Source organism: Pontibacter saemangeumensis (genome assembly GCF_039541895.1).
In the GTDB taxonomy this organism is placed as follows: Bacteria; Bacteroidota; Bacteroidia; order Cytophagales; family Hymenobacteraceae; genus Pontibacter; species Pontibacter saemangeumensis.
Genome location: NZ_BAABHC010000003.1, coordinates 73,803 through 89,445, shown reverse-complemented (window position 1 = coordinate 89,445; position 15,643 = coordinate 73,803). Strand labels below are relative to the sequence as shown.

Annotated in this window: 15 protein-coding genes; 3 read left to right on the top strand and 12 right to left on the bottom strand. The window is 50.9% G+C overall.

What is annotated here, in order from left to right:
* Positions 1 to 61: 61 nt before the first annotated feature.
* Entirely contained in the window at positions 62 to 901 is an 840-nt protein-coding gene (locus ABD920_RS04165) for an energy transducer TonB (protein ID WP_345157001.1), read from the top strand.
* Positions 902 to 909: 8 nt separating this feature from the next.
* On the opposite strand, the gene ABD920_RS04160 is transcribed toward ABD920_RS04165, so the two are convergent.
* A complete protein-coding gene (locus ABD920_RS04160; protein WP_345157000.1) occupies positions 910 to 1,077 on the bottom strand; it encodes a hypothetical protein in 168 nt (55 codons plus the stop codon).
* 203 nt (positions 1,078 to 1,280) lie between these two features.
* On the opposite strand from ABD920_RS04160, the gene ABD920_RS04155 reads away from it, so the two are divergent.
* Both ABD920_RS04155 and ABD920_RS04150 read left to right on the top strand, forming a co-directional pair.
* On the top strand, positions 1,281 to 2,222 hold the full coding sequence (locus ABD920_RS04155) for a PstS family phosphate ABC transporter substrate-binding protein (protein ID WP_345156999.1): 942 nt from the start codon (positions 1,281 to 1,283) through the stop codon (positions 2,220 to 2,222).
* Between the two features lie 52 nt (positions 2,223 to 2,274).
* Positions 2,275 to 3,918 carry a tetratricopeptide repeat protein gene (locus ABD920_RS04150; protein ID WP_345156998.1) on the top strand — a complete coding sequence of 548 codons (1,644 nt, stop codon included), beginning with the start codon at positions 2,275 to 2,277 and terminating at the stop codon, positions 3,916 to 3,918.
* 300 nt (positions 3,919 to 4,218) lie between these two features.
* On the opposite strand, the gene ABD920_RS04145 is transcribed toward ABD920_RS04150, so the two are convergent.
* From ABD920_RS04145 to ABD920_RS04095, 11 genes are all read right to left on the bottom strand, one after another.
* Positions 4,219 to 5,253: an RluA family pseudouridine synthase gene (locus tag ABD920_RS04145; RefSeq protein ID WP_345156997.1), complete on the bottom strand. Its 1,035-nt coding sequence runs from the start codon at positions 5,251 to 5,253 to the stop codon at positions 4,219 to 4,221.
* 81 nt (positions 5,254 to 5,334) lie between these two features.
* Positions 5,335 to 5,943: an OmpH/Skp family outer membrane protein gene (locus ABD920_RS04140; RefSeq protein WP_345156995.1), complete on the bottom strand. Its 609-nt coding sequence runs from the start codon at positions 5,941 to 5,943 to the stop codon at positions 5,335 to 5,337.
* Between the two features lie 29 nt (positions 5,944 to 5,972).
* Positions 5,973 to 6,638, bottom strand: a complete 666-nt coding sequence (locus tag ABD920_RS04135; RefSeq protein WP_345156993.1) for an OmpH/Skp family outer membrane protein — start codon at positions 6,636 to 6,638, stop codon at positions 5,973 to 5,975.
* 15 nt (positions 6,639 to 6,653) lie between these two features.
* The gene (bamA, locus tag ABD920_RS04130) at positions 6,654 to 9,140 is read right to left on the bottom strand and encodes an outer membrane protein assembly factor BamA (RefSeq protein ID WP_345156992.1); all 2,487 of its coding nucleotides are present in this window, start codon (positions 9,138 to 9,140) and stop codon (positions 6,654 to 6,656) included.
* A gap of 11 nt (positions 9,141 to 9,151) precedes the next feature.
* Positions 9,152 to 9,895 (bottom strand): undecaprenyl pyrophosphate synthase, encoded by a 744-nt coding sequence (gene uppS / locus ABD920_RS04125; RefSeq protein ID WP_345156991.1) that lies wholly within the window; start codon positions 9,893 to 9,895, stop codon positions 9,152 to 9,154.
* Positions 9,896 to 9,954: 59 nt separating this feature from the next.
* Positions 9,955 to 10,707, bottom strand: coding sequence for a type IX secretion system protein PorG (gene porG / locus ABD920_RS04120; protein ID WP_345156989.1), 753 nt, complete (start codon positions 10,705 to 10,707; stop codon positions 9,955 to 9,957).
* Between the two features lie 87 nt (positions 10,708 to 10,794).
* Positions 10,795 to 11,790 (bottom strand): DUF6089 family protein, encoded by a 996-nt coding sequence (locus ABD920_RS04115; protein ID WP_345156988.1) that lies wholly within the window; start codon positions 11,788 to 11,790, stop codon positions 10,795 to 10,797.
* A gap of 109 nt (positions 11,791 to 11,899) precedes the next feature.
* Entirely contained in the window at positions 11,900 to 12,793 is an 894-nt protein-coding gene (locus ABD920_RS04110; protein WP_345156986.1) for an NAD kinase, read from the bottom strand.
* A gap of 10 nt (positions 12,794 to 12,803) precedes the next feature.
* Entirely contained in the window at positions 12,804 to 14,108 is a 1,305-nt protein-coding gene (locus ABD920_RS04105; RefSeq protein ID WP_345156985.1) for a BamA/TamA family outer membrane protein, read from the bottom strand.
* 96 nt (positions 14,109 to 14,204) lie between these two features.
* Positions 14,205 to 14,870 (bottom strand): CBS domain-containing protein, encoded by a 666-nt coding sequence (locus ABD920_RS04100; protein ID WP_345156984.1) that lies wholly within the window; start codon positions 14,868 to 14,870, stop codon positions 14,205 to 14,207.
* Positions 14,867 to 15,643: an alpha/beta fold hydrolase gene (locus tag ABD920_RS04095; RefSeq protein ID WP_345156983.1), complete on the bottom strand. Its 777-nt coding sequence runs from the start codon at positions 15,641 to 15,643 to the stop codon at positions 14,867 to 14,869. The genes ABD920_RS04100 and ABD920_RS04095 overlap by 4 nt, the downstream gene beginning before the upstream one ends.

The following is a 15,643-nucleotide window of genomic DNA, read 5'->3' as shown; positions in this document are numbered from 1 at the left end:
TATTCCGAAACTATAAACAAAAAATGCCTCACAGATAATGTAACACTAAAACCGAAAGCCCATGAAAAAGAGCTATTACTTAAGCATGACCTTTAACAACATTATTTTTAAAGGACGTAACCAAGCATATGGCGCCTATGCCTTGCGAAGGATCTACAGTAAGCATATGGCACTTGCTGCCATTCTGGCAACAGCAATTTTTTCGGGGGCACTGGTCGGTCCAGTAGTGGAAAACATGCTTTTCGCGAAACAGGAGAAATATGTAAAGCCGGTATATGAGGTATATGAACCGATTGTGATTGAGCTGCCGCCTTTGCCCGAAACGCCCGTGCAGCCGAAGAAGGAAGCAGCACCGGCAATGGTTCCGGCAGAGAAACAGGTAAAAACGGAGAAGTTCGTAAAACCCAACGTGGTAGAGGAAAATGCGCTGGTAAAAACAGAGACAGTGCCGGACCAAAAATTACTCAGCAAAGTGAACATCGGCAGCAATACTATGGCGGGGGAATTACCTGAGTTCCCGGCAGCAGGGCCGGTTGACATGCCTGCAGGCCGAAGCAACGGGACAGGAGACGTGGCCACACCTCCTGCCGAATTCATTCATGCGGAAGAAATGCCGGAGTTCGTAGGGGGCGAAAAGGCGTTATTTGAATACTTGGGCAAAAGGATGCGCTACCCAAAAGAGGCACAACGCGCGCGAGTGGAAGGCATTGTAGTGGTCACGTTTGTGGTGGCAACAGATGGAGCCATTACAAAAGCTGAAATAGTAAAGGGCCTGGGGTATGGGACTGATGAAGAAGCGCTTCGCGTGATCAACAGCATGCCCCACTGGCAGCCTGGCAGGCAAAACGGAAGAGCCGTACCAGTACGGTACACTCTCCCGATCAGGTTTAACCTACAATAAGTTTAAGTTTAGCAACTGACAGCAGGAGCAGCAAACAGAGTTTTGTTAGCTTCTGCTTTCTTTTTATAGCCAATTGATTTATTTTTAGGGGTTAAAACAATAAATAAGCCTGTAGCAACGTACAACATGCTGAGACCAAAAAGAGATAAGAGCAATCCGCAGATTAGCTTTTTCACAAAGTTTGCCCGCATATTCACGATGCTGATGACGCTGGTCTACATTGGGTTGGGTTTATTAATCATGTTTGCAGCAGACAGCCTGAGGCTTAGTATCAGCAATGAAATCAGATATGCCTTAGGAGGAATCCTGATCTTATATGGCGTCGTAAGATTTGTAAGAGCCTATCAGAGAAACAAACGCAACATAGAAGACAACGGATATGAAGATTAAAAAGAGCTGGCTAGCACTGTTTGCGGGTATATGGGGACTGTACGCCTGCAATGACTCAGGAACGCCCCTGAGCACGCCTACATCAGGCAGCACGAACATCAGCATCGACGAATCTTTCCAGCCGATTATGGAGTCTGTCGTAGACACGTTTGAGGGCATATATGACAGGGCAGACATAGAAGCAGCCTATAAGTCGGAAGGCGAAGTTATCAAGGATTTCCTCAACGACAGCACACGGGTCGTTGTCCTGTCACGGGAACTGACCCCTGAAGAGGCAGCGGTATTTGAGAAGAAAAAGATGATCCCGCGCACCACTAAAATTGCCATAGACGCGGTAGCGCTGATTACGAACCCCAACAACCCGGACACTCTTCTGACGATGGAGGAGGTAAGGAGTGTGTTTAACGGGAAAACTACCTCCTGGAAAGCACTGGAGGAAAGCTCAGGATTAGGAGATATAACAATAGTGTTCGATAATAACAACTCAAGCACCGCCCGTTACGTACGAGATTCTCTGACGACAAACCAAACACTGCCCAAGAACACCTTTGCCGCCAAATCCCATCAGGCACTGATAGATTATGTAGCCCAGAACGAGAATGCAATCGGTGTGATTGGGGTTAACTGGATCAGCGATCTTGATGATTCTACAGCCATAAACTTTTTAAACAAAATAAATGTTCTCGGCATCAGCGAAGAGAGCAACCCGGTGACAACTGAAAGCTTTTACCAGCCCTACCAGGCATATATAGCACAGGGCGTATATCCCTTGCGCCGCTTCCTGTACGTGATCAGCACAGAAGGCCGCGCAGGACTTGGCACAGGATTTGCCTCTTTTCTGGGAGGTGATCAGGGGCAGCGCATTATCCTGAAGTCAGGACTTGTACCTGCCACTATGCCAGTACGGATTATCGGACTAGGCAACCAGTAACTCACACAGTACGCGTAGAATCTAACTTATAAACAACTAAACTTAAATACTGATGACAAATAATTGGAAGTATATTGCCCTTATGGCGGCGGCCTTCCCTGCTACAGCAGCTTTCGCGCAATCAGGGGGAGACGCTGGCAGAAGAGCTGTTGACCTGGAGCGTTACGAGGAAGCGAAATCAATTTACAAGAAGCAGCTTGGCAGCAAAGATGCGGACAATGCTTATTTCACTTTAGGTGATATCTATCTGCGTACTGATAAGCCAGACTCAGCCGCATATTATTTTAATCAGGGAATAGCTCAGAATAAGCGGTCTTACATCAACCATGTCGGCCTCGGCAAACTTGCGCTGATTCAGGGCGACAAAGCGAAAGCGGAGAAGAGTTTTGAAGAAGCCTTAAACGGCAGAGGCAAAAAAGATCCGTTTGTGCTGGCCATGATAGGCGAGGCCTATGTGAATGCACCGAATGCGACGGATGCGGAAATCAACAAGGGGATTGACTACCTGAAGCAGTCGCTGGAGCGGGATAGCAAAAACGCTTTAGCTAACGTCATTTTAGGTGATGCTTACCTGAAACTGAAAAAAGGTGGAGAGGCCATGTCGAGCTACGACAGGGCAATACAGCTCAATGATCAAAACCCGCTTGCCTACTACAAAAGAGGCCAGCTCTATACCAGCTCGCGTAACTACAACGAGGCAGAGCAGGCATTTCTGAAAGCCATCGAAATCGATCCTAACTTCGCGCCGGCTTACAGCGACTTAGGTGAGCTCTACTACTTTGCCGGCCAGTATGACAAAGCTTTATCTACCTTCCAGAAGTATGTAGATATGGCTGAGGATACTCCTGAGACCAAGGCCAAGTATGCCTCTTTCCTGTTCCTGACAAAGAACTACGACAAGACCCTGCAGGTAGCAGAGCAAGTGCTGCAGCAGCAACCGGACAATACGGTAATGAACCGTTTGAGAGCGTACTCTTACTTAGAGCTAGGCCAGCCGGACAAGGCGCTTCAGGCGATGGAGTCGTATATGCAGAAGGTGGACTCTACCAAGCTTATTGCGGAAGACTACGAATACTACGGCCGCATTCTGAACAAGAACAAGCAGCCAGCCAAAGCCATCGAAAACCTGGAGAAAGCCCTGCAGATGAACCAGGCAAACGTAGAGCTTTATTCTGAACTGGCAAATGCGTATGCACAGAATAACCAGTACGACAAGGCTATCGAAGTATATGACCGCAAGCGTACCAACGTAGAGCCAAGCAACGCTGACTACTATTACATGGGTAACATCTATATGATGGCCGGTGAAGAGAAAGCAGCAGCAGGCGATGCGCAGGCAGCCAATGCCCATTTCAAGAAGGCGGATGAAACTTATGCCAAGGTAACGGAGGCGAACCCGACTTATGCTTACGGCCACCTTTGGAGAGCCCGTGCGCAGGCGAGCCAGGACCCTGAAACCACAGAAGGGTTGGCAAAACCACATTATGAGGAGTTTATCAAGATAGCCGGTGCAGAGAAGGACAAGTACAAGCCGGACCTGATTGAGGCAAACTCATACCTTGGTTACTACTACTACCTGAAAGGTGAAAGAGACAACGCCGTGAAGTACTGGCAGGAAGTTAAGACCCTGGATCCAGCAAACCCACAGGCAACAGCCGCTTTGAATGAGATCAACAAAACAGCTAAGAAGAAATAAGTAGCTGCTTTTACATAAGCAAAAAGCCTGCTCCATCTGGAGCAGGCTTTTTGCTTATATGCCTTTTGGAAGTATCTCCTTCAGCTTATACCAGTTCCTATATACTTTCTTCCATCGCCACAGTAAAGAGAACCGCTCACTTCAAATGCGAACGGATGAAGCTATATATGGGGGAAGTTAAGGCACCCTGAAATTATATATGGGTTTATCCCTGACAGGATAGTGGGCATTCCTTTCTCAGAAAGGCCACGCTCAAGAAAAATCCATAACAACATCAAACAGAAGGTATATCCTTTTAGGTTACTGCTCTTCATATAGCTCCCACTTTGCTAAAACAGCGGCGAAGTCTTCGGGCAGCTCAGAATCAAACTGCAGATGCTGCTTGGTAGCAGGATGCTTAAATCCCAGCGACTTCGCGTGCAGCGCTTGGCGCGGCATCAGTTTAAAGGCATTCTCAACAAAGGACTTGTAAGAGCCGCTCGAGGTACCGCTCAGAATCTTATCACCGCCGTACGTTGCATCCGAAAAAAGCGGGTGACCGATATATTTCATATGCGCACGTATCTGGTGCGTGCGGCCCGTCTCCAGGTTGCACTGCACCAACGACACATGTTTAAAGCTGCGCAGGACCTTATAATGTGTTACAGCGTGCTTGCCATACGAGCCGTCCGGATAGACGGTCATCACCTTCCTGTCTTTCACGCTGCGCCCTACGTGCCCTGTAATGGTGCCCTGCGGCTCCTTCGGCACGCCCCACACCAGCGCGTAATACGTGCGCTCGATGGTATGGTCAAAAAACTGCTTCGCCAGGTACGCCATGCTGTAGTCGGTTTTGGCTATGACCAACAACCCGGACGTATCTTTGTCAATGCGGTGCACCAGGCCCGGCCTGCCCTCTCCGTTGCGGCTAGTCGGCAGGTTCCGGAGGTAATATGTGAGCGCATTCACAAGTGTGCCGGTCCAATTATTGTAGGCAGGGTGCACCACCATACCTGCCAACTTATTCACCAGCAGCAACTCCTCATCCTCATATATAATATCCAGCGGTATATCCTCCGGCACTACATCTGTGTCGCGCGGAGGCTCAGCCAACGTAATGGTGATGATGTCCTGCGGCTTCACTTTATAGCTGACTTTCGCAGGCTTGTGGTTCACCTGCACCGACTCTGACCGGATGGCGCCCTGCAGTTTGTTGCGCGTCACGTTGGGCAGGCGGTCCATCAGGAACTTGTCGAGGCGCAGCAGTGCCTGCCCATTGTCCACCACTATCCGGTGGTGCTCATACAGCTCATCGGAATCCTCTGCGCTTTCTTCCGGTTCAATATAATATGCCAATGATATAGGGTATATAAGGGTACAAAAAAGAAAGCCGAAGTATACACATCGGCTTTCCCTTACTACATAAAGAATGTAAGCTTATTTGTTCTTCTTCTTTGTGGTTGTTTTTGCAGGCGTTGTAGTGGCAGCTGGCTTCGAGGCAGCAGGCTCAGGTGTCTGCTGTGCCTTGGCTGGGTCTACACCAAGTTTCTTTAAAACAATCGGGGAGATATCGCCATCCTCAGGTCCGGCAAGCAGCGCCTGGTTGCTGATGATGTACGTATAGCCGTTCTCTACGCGCACCTCTTTGATCGCCTTGTCGATTTTAGCGATCACAGGGTCTACCAGAGACTTCTCCTTTTGCTGCAATGACGCCTGCGCGCTACGCTGAAACTCCTGGATAGAGTTGTTCAGGTTCATCAGCTCTTTCTCTTTGTCGTCACGCACTACTTTATCCATGGTAGCGGCGCCTTTCTCGTATGCCTGCAGCTTCGCCTCGTAATCGGCATATTTCGTTTTCAGCTGAGCCTCAAGCTGGGTGCTGTGTGTCTTAAGCTCAGATTCGATTTGCTTGCTCTCAGGCATTTGCAGCAGAATGTACTCTACATTTGTATAACCAATCTTAAGCGGCTGGTCGTTGCTCTGAGCGAAGGTCGCAAAGCTGATCAGTAAGAACGCTGCTACTAATGTTTTAATCTTGTTCATCATTGGTTGGTCGATTAATAATTATGTTAGGTTTAGTTGTTAGACTTCTTTCTGGTTGATCTTGCAGGCTGCTGCGGCACAGGCTGGCTTTCCTGCTGTTGTTCTTCCGCGCCTACATCCGGTAGATTGTCCGGAGCGTCCACCGCGCTGTCGGCAGGCGTCTGCCCCTGCTGGTTCTGCCGCTCCGAGGCCAGCCCCAGCGCTTCCAGCACGTATTCTGTATAGTCATGCACCGGGTTAGTGTAAATCATCACCAGGTCGCCAGACTTATCGAACATGATCTGGACGCCTCTCGCTTTGGACACTTTCTCGACAGCTTCGAAAACTTCGTCCTGTATCGGGCGCATCAGCTCCTGCCGGCGCTTAAACATCATGCCTTCATACCCAAACACCTTCTGCTGATAATCACGCAGTTCAGCGTCTTTTTTGGTTATCTCAGCCTGCCGCTTTTTCTTCATCTGCTCTGTCAGCAGCACCTCCTCGGCCCTGAAATCCTGTTTCAGTTTATCCGACTCCTGCTGCAACAGCTCAATTTCCTTTTGCCATGCAGTAGCATAGGTATCCATCTCCTGCTGCACTTTATTGAAGTCCGGCATTTTGCTCAGGATGAAGTTTGAGTCAATATAGCCAATCTTCTGAGCATGCGAAACAGATGCCAGCAAAAAGCCTGCTACAAAGATGAACAAAAACTTCCTCATACAAATTCCTTCCCGTTAACGTATCTGCTGCCCGATCACGAAGTGAAACATACCCCGCTTGTCATCCAGGCCGCCTGGCAGCGTGTCTAGTCTCCAGGCATAGTCAAACCCGAGCAAGCCAAACGCAGACATAAATATCCTCGCACCAACACCCGCAGAGCGGTACAGTTTGAATGGGTTGTACTGGTCGTACGAGCCAAAGTTGTTTCCTGCCTCCACAAACGCAAGGCCATATATAGTGGCGGCCGGGTTTGGAGAAATCAGCTGCCGGGCTTCCAACACAAACTTGTTGTAAGCAATACCGCCCGCCTGGCCCAGGTAAGATTCAGTTGAACTCACAACATCGCCTTCCTCATAGCCGCGCAGGCCGATGTATTCAGTCCCGACAAAGAAGTTTCCGCCTCCCAAACCGGTACCGCCCAGTTTAAATCGTTCAAATGGGCCAACAGAACTTTCGTTGCTGTAGGTTCCCAGGAAACCAAAGTGCGCCCGGGTGTTCAATACCAAATTCCCTGCCAGATTTATGAAGTAGGAGGCATCAAACATCCATTTGTTGAATTCTATATACTCAAACTTGTCTTTCCGGTCAGACAGCAGTGAGTAAGGCGGCGTCATGTTCAGGCTTAGCGTAAACGATGAACCTCTTCTCGGGAATGTCGGGTTATCGATGCTCGAGCGCCCCAAGGTGTTTGTGAAAGAGATACTGTTTGATACTCCATCGCTGTAGCCCGGGGCAATCTGGTATTCGTTTAGGTTGTAGCGGTTATAGGACAGGGAGTGGTTCATATAGAAGAAGTTGTCCGGCCAGTTCAGCCTTCTTCCCAGGCTCACAGACGCCCCGTCTACGTTCAGGCTGGCAGCATCTGCATCCGTGGATAGCGAGAACCTGCGCACTGTCTTGAATAAGCTCACGGTTAAAGAGTTTGCCTTGCGGCCTCCCAGCCAGGGCTCCGTAAACGACAGCGAGTAAGACTGGTAAAGCCTGCCGTTTGCCTGTATGTTCAGGGCCAGGCGCTGCCCGTCTCCGGTCGGAACCGGCCGCCACTCCGAAAGATCGAACATCTTGCGGGTAGAGAAGTTGTTCAGCGTAAGCCCCACCGTACCTACCGGGCCCAATATACCGCCCCAGCCACCGGATAAGCTGATCTGGTCGTTCGGGCGCTCTACCACACTGTAATTTATATCTACTGTACCTTCTGCCTCGTTCGGAATCGGGTTCAGGCCTATTGTCTCGGGGTCGAAATAACCCAGGGCAGCCAGTTCGTTTCTTGTTCTGATCAGGTCGTCGCGGCTATATTTCTGGCCCGGCAGCGTGCGTATCTCCCGCAGGATCACATGGTCGCTGGTTTTGTCGTTGCCCGTTATCGTGATTTTGTTGATGGTGGCCTGCGGCCCTTCCGTCACACGCATCTCCAGGTCAATCGAGTCGCCCTCTACCCGCACTTCTACCGGCTCAATCCTGGAGAACAGGTAGCCGTCGTTCTGGTAAAGCGCAGACACGTCCACCCCGCCAGTCGGGTTATAGTTGATGCGCTTATCAAGTTCCTCTTGGTTGTAAACGTCCCCCTTCTCAATGCCCAGCACCCTGGCCAGGTACTCATCCTTGTACAGGTAGTTGCCCTCCCAGGTGATGTTCCGGAAGTAGTAGCGCTTGCCTTCGTCGATCACAATGCGGATTCCCAGCCTGTCTTCGCTGATTCGGTAAACAGAGTCTGACACAATGGTGGCGTCGCGGTAACCTTCTGTGTTGTAAAAGTCAATCAGGTTTTGCTTATCCGTCTCGTACTCCGTCTGGTTGTATTTAGAGGACGTAAAAAACTTGTACCATCTTTTCTCCTTTGTTTTCTTGAGCTGCTTGCGCAGCTTTTTGTCTTTAAACGCTTCATTACCGACAAACTCAATCTCAGCGATTTTCACCTTGTTGCCTTTATCCACGTTGATGTTGAGCATCACGCTGTTGGGAAGTGTAGAGTCCGGCCGCTGCGTAATGTTTATTTTGGCATTCAGGAAGCTTTTCTCAAGGTAGTAGTTGCGGATCACGTTGCGCGTGCTGTTCAGCACGGCGTCCGTCACGATACGGCCCCGCTGCAACGGCACTTTCTCCCGAAGGGCATCGGCCTGTGTTTTATTGATGCCGGAAAAACGGTAATCCGACAGGCGCGGGCGCTCTTTCAGGTCAAAGGTGAGGAAAATCAGGTCGCCTTCAGTGCGGGCAAGCACTTCCACATCCCCCAGGATACCCTGTTGCCAAAGCTTCTGGATGGCGCGGCTGATGTCCTCCCCCGGTACGGTGATCTCGTCTCCTTCTTTAAGGCCGATTACTGATATAAGCGCTATGGGCTCCAGGAATTTCGCTCCGGTAACGGAAATGCCGCCAATGCGGTACTGCTTTGGCTGCGCGTAGTCAATCGGGGAATTCTGAGCAGGATTGTTCAGCACTTGAGAAGAGGCCGCACCTGCTGTCAGCAGCAGCAGAACGAGCACCCAGATACATCTTGTCATTAGTGTTTTTATCACTTTATTATTTGTTCGCTTGTCTTCCCAAAACGCCGTTCGCGGCGCTGGAAAGAAATTATTGCCTCATAGAGCTGCTCTCTTCTAAAATCAGGCCAGAGCAACTCCGTGATGTAAAGTTCAGTATAAGCTAATTGCCATAGCAGGAAATTGCTGATGCGCTGCTCGCCGCTGGTGCGGATAAGCAGCTCCGGGTCCGGAATGCCCGCCGTCGAGAGATGCGCTGCTATGGCAGCCTCATTGATAGCATCGGGTTGCAGCTTTCCCTGCTCCACTTCTCTGGCAAGCTTGCGCATGGCCTGGGTTATATCCCAGCGTCCACTGTAGCTCAGCGCCAGCACCAGCGTCATGCGTGTGTTCTGTTTGGTAAGCTCTATGGCCTCCAGCAGCTCGCGCTGGCAGGCTTTTGGCAAGCTGTCCGTATTGCCCACTGTCTGCAGCCGGATGTTGTTCTTGTTGAGAGTAGCGGTTTCTTTGCGAATGGTGGATACCAGCAGCGTCATCAAAGCCGACACTTCCTCCATTGGCCGCGACCAGTTCTCTGTGGAAAATGCATATAGGGTCAGGTACTCCACACCCAGCTCAGCCGCCCCCTCCACCGTGTCACGCACCGCTTTGATCGCATTCTGATGGCCAAATATCCGCAGCCCACCCCTTTGCTTCGCCCAACGCCCGTTACCGTCCATGATAACGGCTATGTGCCTGGGTAAATTGCCTAAGTTTACGTTCTCCCTAAGATTCATTTAAACACAATTTCCCCGCAAGTTACAAAAAGCATCACAAATTTGTGAAACATTGCAACTTAATCTAAGAGGCCGGGATTTTTCTTGTAAACAGGAGGGCAGTTTGTGCGGTAGAAGGTGTAGGAAATACTGACGCCGTTGTAGTAATACCAGTCTTTGTCATGGGGATTCGCAAGGTACACCTCATCATCCTCGGACAGGTAATCAAACCTGTCAGTGAACAACTTCCGGGCCCCGAACTCCAGACCAAGGTTCCAGTGCCTGCTCAGGGCATACTTTACCCCCACGCCAAAAGGCACGGATACCGCGACGTTCGTTTCGAAAGGCTTGATGCGGTCTCCGTTGGCACCAGGCAGAAGCGGCTCGTGCAGTTCCAGTTTAATGTTATAAACAAGACCTGCTACGCCAACGAATACATAAGGCGACACTCGCGGCTTTTGCTTCATGTCGTAATAATCGAGGAAGTTGTACTCCATCACCCCGGACACCTCTAAAAGGCTGAGATAGATCTCTCCCTCCCGGTAAGTATGATACGGACGGTCATCCGCATATACCTCATCACTAAAAGTGTTGTTTTCCGCTATGCGGTGGCTGCCCATCAGCCCGCCCCGAAGCGTGATGGCATTGGACATATCCCGGCGGTAAAACACGGTGAGCGCCGGCTGGTTGTTCAGAAACCGGTAATTCGGAGAAATTTCCCCCTTGTAATTCGCTCCTCCTATTCCAATTCCTATTTCTGAAGTAGTAACTGGGGCGATGCCCTGTGCGAACAAAGTGCTGCTAAAAAAAACACTCCCTATTTGTAGCGTCAAACAAATAAGGAGTGCTTTTTTGAAATTCTTTAATGCCATGTAAGTTTAAGCGGGGTTCAGTTGAACAACGCAGCGCTGCCCGTTCTATTATCTGAACTTCGGACTTCTGACGCGCGGTGTTAAAATATAGTTAAGCGTTATACCTGTGGTAATATACCAGTCATCATCCGAGTTATTGCCTCTCTTCTTGTTAGCAAATGTGCCATAACCAGGCACATGGGTATATACGGTGCCACTTGGGTCCGGAACAGCAGCGAACTCTGTCTCACTGCTTCTGTCTGACAGGATAACTGCCGCAGTCGGGTTTTCGCCGCTACCGTTCAATATATCCGCCTTATCAGCCCAGGCAGAGCTGGCGTCGTCCAGGTAATCTGTAAATGTTTTTCTCCAGCCAATCTCCAGGTTCAGGTCCCAGTTTCTGTCAAGCTTGTAACGAACACCCAAACCGAATGGAATAGAAATCTGCACACGCTTGTACGGCTCCGGATAGTCATTACCGCCATCCGCGTACTGCCCCTCCGTCCCTAATGGTTGCAATTCATACCACCCGGTCGGAATATCATTGGCAGGATTGAGTCCCTCACGTGAGCCATTCTCATAGTATGCCTTCGGATTATGATGGAAAACAGCGATACCGGCAAATGCATAGGGCACAAAGTCAGGGCGGCGGCGATAGTTATTGCGGTTCTCGAACAGGTCCACAATGGCCACGGCACTCACTTCTTTTATATCGTTGCGGAAGGAGAGGTTTCTCTTGAAACGCCCGGCGTTCTCACCTTCGTCTATGGAGGCGCTCAGTCTGTCGTCTCCCATGATACGCGCCCAGTTAAAGGCAACTCTCCCTGACACGCGCGGAAAGTAACGGTATGTATAGCTTAGGCCAACGTTGGGGCGGGTGGACTTGAAGCGAAAACTCGTAAAATCGGGCTCAGGCACAATGTCTCCAAAATAATTGGCGGCGCCTAAGGTGAGGCCAAGGGAGCCATATCGCTTGCGTTGCGTAAAGCGTTGCGCATCGGCATCAATTGCTGCAAGCGTAATCGTGAAAATAAGCAACAGAACAAGGGTACAAAATCTTTTCATAATGAAAAAGTATCTAATATATAGCGTTTCAATGGGTAACAACCTCCCCAACTTAAGTTGAGACAAAAATAGTGATAAAACTGAATTTCGGAAATGATATTGCAAATATTTAATATTGCTTTGGAACATCATTCCGCTTATCTAACCCCCAGTTGAGCTTACTGCGCAAAGTGGACAGAAAATTTACGTGGTGGAGCTTAACAAGCCGGGCCGCAAAATTTTCCCGGCGCACAGCTAACTGCACATTCATGTCTACGGCGGTAGAGCGGGAATCGAGGGAGGCAAGGTAGCCGCTGCTGCGCCCCTCCACCTCAAAAGATATCACGCTCCTGTCCGACACGATCATGGGCCGGACATTTAAATTGTGCGGGCATACAGGTGAGATGATAAAATTATTCGTCTGGGGTAGCACCAACGGCCCTCCGCAACTAAGCGAATAACCGGTAGAACCTGTCGGCGTCGCCACCACCAGCCCATCGGCCCAGTAGGAGTTCAGATATTCCCCGTCTATATACGTGTGCACCACTATCATGGCTGAGGTGTCGCGTTTTAATACGCTAAACTCATTTAATCCGAAGTTAATGCCCCCAAATACCTCCTGATCGGAGTCTACCCGTATCAGTGCGCGGTCATCTAAGGTGTAGTGGCCCTTGTATAAAGCATCGATGGCCACATGGATGCTTTCGTAGGGGATGGTGGCCAGAAAGCCAAGCCTCCCCGTGTTGATACCAAGGATCGGGATCTGCTGCTGCCCCACGTAGGTCACCGTATCCAGCAGGGTGCCGTCTCCGCCAATGCTCAGCACCACGTCCACATCCTCCAACTTGTCGCCCCTGCCAAAGGTCTGGATGCCCGTAGGGAGGTTAAGGGTGTTCTGCAGAAACAGCTGAAACTGCTCCACCAGAAAAAGCTCCGCCTTCCGCCGCTGCAACTCGTCGAAGAGCACCTGGATGAAAGGGGCAATGGTATCGCTGAAAGGTTTTCCGAGTATGGCTATTCTCATAGTGCTTGCGTTAAAATGGAAAACTACTGCTAAAATAGAACCCTCTGTCTCCTTCTTTATTAAGTGTGTACTCCAGGCGCAGCACAATGTCGTAAAACGTGACAGCGTGCAGGCCCAGCCCTCCCCCCACCAGCAGGCGATTTGTGAGCGGGTTGCTTTCCTCGAACGTTTGGTCCGAAACGTACCCAGCATCCGTAAATGCATTGAGGTACATCGACAAAGGTATGGTATTAAATTTTGGGTTCCGGATAAATTTAAGTTTTATACCTTCAATGTCCAGCAGCCGGCGCGTCAGCCCCTGCTTAAAGAGCCCATAATGCTGGCCGCCTACCACATATAACTCATAGCCTCTAACAAAGGAACGGAAGCCAAGCGCAATGTTGTCGGCAAACGCATGCTCCTGCGCCAGCCGCAGTTGCGTCTCCCCTCCTATCATATAGGAGTACTTTTCTGAAAGGTTGCTGTAGTGCACGTACTTGGCCCGCAGGGTGGTGAAGGGCATGCCCGCCCGCTGCAGGAAAAAAGTCTGTGCAGCCCCGATCTCAAAATAACTCCCTGAAAGCGGGTAGGCAAAGTAGTTCCGCAGATTGATCACCTTGTAAAGTTCCGCCCGCAGGTAACGCCGCTCATCAGTGGCATTGCGGTAATACGCCGGGTTCAGCTGTGCCACCGGGTCCGATATGCGCTCGTGGTGGTATGAAAGGCGTAGCCCCTCCTGCCGCTGCACGCTCCGCCGGTGTAGCAGGCCGGCAGACAAAGCCGTGCGCCGGATCGCCTGCCCTTCCTCCTGCTCATAAAAGTACTGCCTGTTGCTGAGGTTGGTATAACTCACAGTGCGGCTACGGTAATCGGCCACCCCTATTTCGGCACCGATGTTATGTCTCCGGCTGATATTGGGCACCCGGTAAGAGAACTCGAGGCGCTTGTTAAACCCCTGCTGCACCCGCACCCGCACTTCCTCATTACGCCCCCGGAAGTTACGCCGCACCAGGCTCAGGCCGTAGTCTATGCGGCTCCAGTCCTTCTTCTCCAGCCAGGCGTTAAAATTTCGGTCCGCAAAGTCCAGAATCAGGACAGGGTATATATAAAACCGTTCCTGCACCTCGTACTGCACCTTCACCTGGCCCGCCTCGCAGATATAGGCATAGGTTACCCGGTGAAACAGCCGCAGGTTGAACAGCCGCTCCCGGTTCTCCTCCAGCAGCGGCTCCAGCGCATGGGAATTTATTGTGTCGCCGGGGGCAAAGGTCAACTCCTGTCGTACTACATGCTCCTTTGTGATCTCATTTCCTGCAAAGGAGATTTCGGCTATCACAACACGCGGTTCCTCACAGGTCTGGGCTTGTGTGGGGACGGTTGCAAGGAGTAAGAAAAAGAAGAGAAGGCTACGCAGTTGCATCACCGCGCAGATCTAAATATCGAGGTACTTGAGCAGCATGTCCAGCCGGTCGCGGCCCACGTCGTTGTCGCTGCTATCGTTAAACTGGGCAGTGATGCGGTACTCGAAGCGCTCGAGCGTGGCGATGATGCGGGACGGGTCGGTGGTGTTCAGTTTCAGTGTAAGCTTGATATTGTAAGGGTCCATTTCATCCGGCGACACATAGGCGCTCAAGATCTTCACGTTCTCCTCCTCGATCAGGCGGCTGATCTGGCTCAGGGAATAATCCCGTTCCGGCATCGAGAGCACCAGGATGCTGCCCTGCCCCTGCAGCGCCGACATCTGCCCGAAGGCCGCGATGGTGTCATTGATGGTGATGATGCCGATGTACTCCTGCTCCTCGTCCAGCACGGGCACCACCTGGATCTTGTTTTTGATGGCCGCCTCCATCACATCATAAAAGTGCTGGCGCTGCAACACGTGCACGTCCTGGTGCTCCAGCTCCAGCTCCTTCAAGGCCTGGCTGCGGTCAGTCAACTCGATGAGACGATGCTCGGTGGCCAGGCCCATATACTTGCGGTTGCTGACCACGGGCAACTCGTTTACGCGGAACTCATCCATCCAACGCAAAGCCTTCTCGACGGTGTCGTAGAGCTTCAGCGGCGGAATCATTTGGTTGATGAGTTCTTCTGCGATCATGTGGCTGGCGCGGTTATAGGGGTTCTGGCTAAATACTTTTCTAAAATACTGTTAAACTTCTCCGGATGTTCCATCATGGGGGCATGCCCGCACTTATCAATGAAATATAACTCAGAATTCTGAATAAGCCTATTAAATTCGTGGCCAACAAGCGGAGGCGTGATCGTGTCGTTCAGTCCCCATATTAACAGCGTGGGCACCTTAATGTTTGTAATGTCCTTTGCCATGTTGTGGCGCTGCGCCGACTTGGCAATGGCGATGATACGAAGGCACTTGGCATTGCTGTTGGTGATGGAGAAAACCTCATCCACCAGCTCTTTCGTAGCCGTTTTGGGGTTGTAAAAGGTATACCCGACGCGCTCCTCCACATACTGATAATTGCCGCGCTTCGGAAAGGAGCCGCCCATGGAGTCCTCGAACAGGCCCGAGCTTCCCGTCAGCACCAGCCGCTGCACCATGGCCGCGTTCTGCAGGGCATATACCAGCGCCACATGCCCTCCCAGCGAGTTGCCCAGCAAAGTCAGGTCTTTCAGCTTCTTCAGTTTCACAAAATCCTCTACAAACGACACCAGCCCCGGCACCCCGGCCTTGTGCAGCGCCATTTCATATATAGGCATCAGCGGAATCACAACCCGGTAGTTTCGGGAGAAATGCGCTACCACACCGTTCCAGTTGCTCAGCGCCCCGAACAGCCCGTGCAGCAACAGCAATACTTCACCTTCTCCTTCGTCTATATATTGGAAATCCCCTTCCTGCCTGATTTGTAAATCCAT

Bases quoted from the DNA above. Each gene is read 5' to 3' on its own strand.
- ABD920_RS04115 (WP_345156988.1), bottom strand. From the start codon at position 11,790: ATGAAAAGATTTTGTACCCTTGTTCTGTTGCTTATTTTCACGATTACG.
- ABD920_RS04110 (WP_345156986.1), bottom strand. From the start codon at position 12,793: ATGAGAATAGCCATACTCGGAAAACCTTTCAGCGATACCATTGCCCCT.
- bamA (WP_345156992.1), bottom strand. From the start codon at position 9,140: ATGACAAGATGTATCTGGGTGCTCGTTCTGCTGCTGCTGACAGCAGGT.
- ABD920_RS04140 (WP_345156995.1), bottom strand. From the start codon at position 5,943: ATGATGAACAAGATTAAAACATTAGTAGCAGCGTTCTTACTGATCAGC.
- ABD920_RS04100 (WP_345156984.1), bottom strand. From the start codon at position 14,870: ATGATCGCAGAAGAACTCATCAACCAAATGATTCCGCCGCTGAAGCTC.
- ABD920_RS04150 (WP_345156998.1), top strand. From the start codon at position 2,275: ATGACAAATAATTGGAAGTATATTGCCCTTATGGCGGCGGCCTTCCCT.
- ABD920_RS04155 (WP_345156999.1), top strand. From the start codon at position 1,281: ATGAAGATTAAAAAGAGCTGGCTAGCACTGTTTGCGGGTATATGGGGA.
- uppS (WP_345156991.1), bottom strand. From the start codon at position 9,895: ATGAATCTTAGGGAGAACGTAAACTTAGGCAATTTACCCAGGCACATA.
- ABD920_RS04135 (WP_345156993.1), bottom strand. From the start codon at position 6,638: ATGAGGAAGTTTTTGTTCATCTTTGTAGCAGGCTTTTTGCTGGCATCT.
- ABD920_RS04095 (WP_345156983.1), bottom strand. From the start codon at position 15,643: ATGGATTTACAAATCAGGCAGGAAGGGGATTTCCAATATATAGACGAA.
- ABD920_RS04165 (WP_345157001.1), top strand. From the start codon at position 62: ATGAAAAAGAGCTATTACTTAAGCATGACCTTTAACAACATTATTTTT.